This is a genomic window from Candidatus Woesearchaeota archaeon (genome assembly GCA_020854775.1).
Classification (GTDB): domain Archaea; phylum Nanobdellota; class Nanobdellia; order Woesearchaeales; family 21-14-0-10-32-9; genus 21-14-0-10-32-9.
Map to the genome: position 1 here is coordinate 1 of JAHKLZ010000038.1, position 3021 is coordinate 3021.

The following is a 3021-nucleotide window of genomic DNA, read 5'->3' on the forward strand; positions in this document are numbered from 1 at the left end:
AATTTACAATTCAGAACAATTCCAATTATTTTGAAGTATTTGAAGGAGTCAAGTAATTAAAGATGTGGGTAGTACAGCAATTGAAGTTGTAAAGATAAATCCCGTAAGGTTATTAAACATTTTTATGTAAATTTGGGGTATAAAAGCGTCGAATAATATTTGTCTCATAAATATTTGTAGGAATGGATAATAATGAAATTGAAAAGAAACTTGAATCGAAAAACGTCAAACCAACAGCCATGCGGACATTGGTTTACAAAACACTTACTGATTCGGGCAAAGCGTTGAGCCTGGCAGATTTGGAGCAACGATTTGAAAAAGTGGAGCGTTCAACCATTTTCCGGGCGCTAAAAACATTTGAAGACAATTTCATCGTGCATACAGTTGATGATGGTTCAGGCTCGGTGAAGTATGCTGTTTGTGATGAGGATTGTACATGTAATATACATGACCTGCATGTTCATTTTTATTGTACGCGCTGTGGCAGGACACGTTGCATGAAAGAACTTCCAATTCCCAACATTAAACTGCCTGAAGGATACACCTATGATAATGCGCAATTCATTATTAACGGCGTGTGTCCACGCTGTGATTAAACTTTGCAATAGTGTTGCACTAACTTATTGGTAATTTTGATGTTGAAATTATTGGAATGTTTAACATTAAAAATTATTTGTTATGAAAACAAGAAATTTTAAATTGACTTTTTTTATCGCGGGATTAATTATTTTTTCTGCATCGCAGGCAATGGCGCAGCCGCATTGTTGTAACTCAAATTGGTCGGCAACCGCTGATGCCCAATGGTGGAATTACAACACCCCGGCGGAATATGCCTTATCAGCCGAACAAATTACGGAAATCAATGAGCTACGTAAAAACAGTTACGAGAAAAAGCTGCCGATTGAAAACGAGCTTCGCAATTTAAGGATGGAATACCAGGCAGCAAATTCAAATCCCGACCTGGATGTTAAAAAGGTAAAATCATTGAGGAGCAGTATCAGGGTTAAGGAAGAAAAAATTGAAGACATCAATTTGGAAACAAAAGTTCAGGTAAAAGAACTTCTCACTGAAAAGCAGCTTACCTACTTTAACAACAATAATTACAGTTGGTGGGATATGTCGGAAAACTGCTGGTATGCCGGTAATATGGACATGAACTCACGCAGGCAAATGATGATGTCGTTTCGTAATAATTGCTGGTAAATGAAGCGGTAATGAAACACCAATTTTTACCACTTTGGTGTTTCATTTTTTTAAATAATTTTTAAAATCACATGATATGAAATACTATTTTGAAAAAACTACGGATTATGCTTTTGAAGAAGCAGTAGAAAAAGTTACTGAAGAACTGAAAAAAGAAGGTTTCGGGGTATTGACCGAAATTGATGTGCAGGCCACATTAAAAAAGAAACTAAATATCGATTTCAGAAAATACCGGATTTTAGGGGCTTGCAATCCTCCATTTGCCCATAGAGCACTACAAGCTGAAGACAAAATTGGTGCTATGCTACCCTGCAATGTAATTTTGCAGGAACTGGACAATGGCAAAACAGAAGTAGCTGCCATTGACCCGTTGGCTTCGATGCTGGCGGTTGAAAATGACAAATTAAGTGAAATTGCTGGCGAAATCAGGTCGAAACTTGAAAAGGTGATTAAGAATCTTTAATGTTGTATAAGATAAATGTTACAAACATCTTAAAAAATTAATAAAATGAGAAAACTACTGTTATTATTAACCCTCGTACTTTTCTGGTTATTCACCGTGGATGCACAGGAGGGCGAACGGTTAAAAGTAATTGCTGGGGTACGTGTTAACCCTTTTGTGATGTACGATTTTGACGGTAACAAGACGGAAATAACACGTATCCATACCGAGTTAGGCGCCATGTTTAATAATAAAACCTATCTTTCGGTAGGATACACGCCCTTTGCCAACGCCATCTACAATTTTAACGAATATTGGTTTGTCGGCTTCGACAAAAAGATTCCTGTATCGTGGGTTTTGGCGGAAGAGTATATGATTGATGAAAAAAAATTCATACTTCAGACCGGCCCCAATTTCAAATTGGGTAACGTGGGAAATGCCTTTGTATTCCTGTTTACACCTGTTGATGATATTAATTGGGGCTTGAAAGTAGGTGTCTTTATTCCGTTAAACGTGGTGTTACATAAAGAATAGTTAACATGTTCAAATCTGTATTTACCATCAGCAAAATGGATTGCCCTTCCGAAGAATCCCTTATCAGGATGAAGCTGGAAGGGCTTTCCACAATTAAAAGTTTGGTGTTCGATATTGAAAACCGGAAGCTCACCGTGTTTCATTCCGAAGAAAATGAGGAAATCGAAAAACACCTTAAAGAACTCAAATTGGGCACGGAACACAAAGAAACCATTGTTGTCCAACAGGATGAATTCAAGGACGATTCATCAGTACAATCGAAACTGCTTTGGACAGTTCTGATTATCAATTTTGCTTTTTTTCTCATTGAAATTACCACAGGTTTTATTTCAAAATCTATGGGCCTGGTTGCCGATTCACTGGATATGCTGGCAGACGCGTTGGTTTATGGCCTAAGCCTTTGGGCAGTTGGCTCAACTGTAACCCGCAAGAAAAAAGTAGCCCGACTAAGTGGCTATTTTCAACTGGCATTGGCACTGATAGGCCTCGTAGAAGTAATACGTAGGTTTATCAGTTTTGAAGAGGTGCCGGATTTTCAAACCATGATAATTGTATCAATACTGGCATTGATTGCGAATTCAGTTTGTCTATATCTGTTGCAAAAGTCAAAGAGCAAAGAAGCACACATGAAAGCTACCATGATTTTTACATCAAACGATATTATTATCAATACGGGCGTTATCCTTGCAGGTGTTTTGGTATTGTTGACCCAATCAAAATATCCCGATTTAATCATTGGGGCAATTGTATTTTTAATCGTGGTCAGGGGGGCTTTCAGGATATTGAAACTTGGTAAATAGACAGAGCATGGCACATTCGCATGAACATACAACTCAAAAAAA

At 37.6% G+C, this 3021-nt stretch carries 5 protein-coding genes; all 5 read left to right on the top strand.

Going from position 1 to position 3021, the window contains the following annotated elements; all coding sequences use genetic code 11:
• Positions 1 to 182 precede the first annotated feature (182 nt).
• The 5 genes from KO361_05245 to KO361_05265 all read left to right on the top strand — a co-directional run bounded on the left by KO361_05245 (position 183) and on the right by KO361_05265 (position 2979).
• Positions 183 to 596 (top strand): transcriptional repressor, encoded by a 414-nt coding sequence (locus tag KO361_05245; protein MCC7574972.1) that lies wholly within the window; start codon positions 183 to 185, stop codon positions 594 to 596.
• A gap of 82 nt (positions 597 to 678) precedes the next feature.
• Positions 679 to 1203, top strand: coding sequence for a hypothetical protein (locus KO361_05250; GenBank protein MCC7574973.1), 525 nt, complete (start codon positions 679 to 681; stop codon positions 1201 to 1203).
• Between the two features lie 76 nt (positions 1204 to 1279).
• The gene (locus tag KO361_05255) at positions 1280 to 1666 is read left to right on the top strand and encodes a DUF302 domain-containing protein (protein MCC7574974.1); all 387 of its coding nucleotides are present in this window, start codon (positions 1280 to 1282) and stop codon (positions 1664 to 1666) included.
• Positions 1667 to 1711: 45 nt separating this feature from the next.
• Complete coding sequence (locus tag KO361_05260) at positions 1712 to 2179, top strand: hypothetical protein (protein MCC7574975.1); 468 nt, start codon at positions 1712 to 1714, stop codon at positions 2177 to 2179.
• Between the two features lie 5 nt (positions 2180 to 2184).
• Positions 2185 to 2979, top strand: coding sequence for a cation diffusion facilitator family transporter (locus tag KO361_05265; GenBank protein MCC7574976.1), 795 nt, complete (start codon positions 2185 to 2187; stop codon positions 2977 to 2979).
• Positions 2980 to 3021 lie beyond the last annotated feature (42 nt).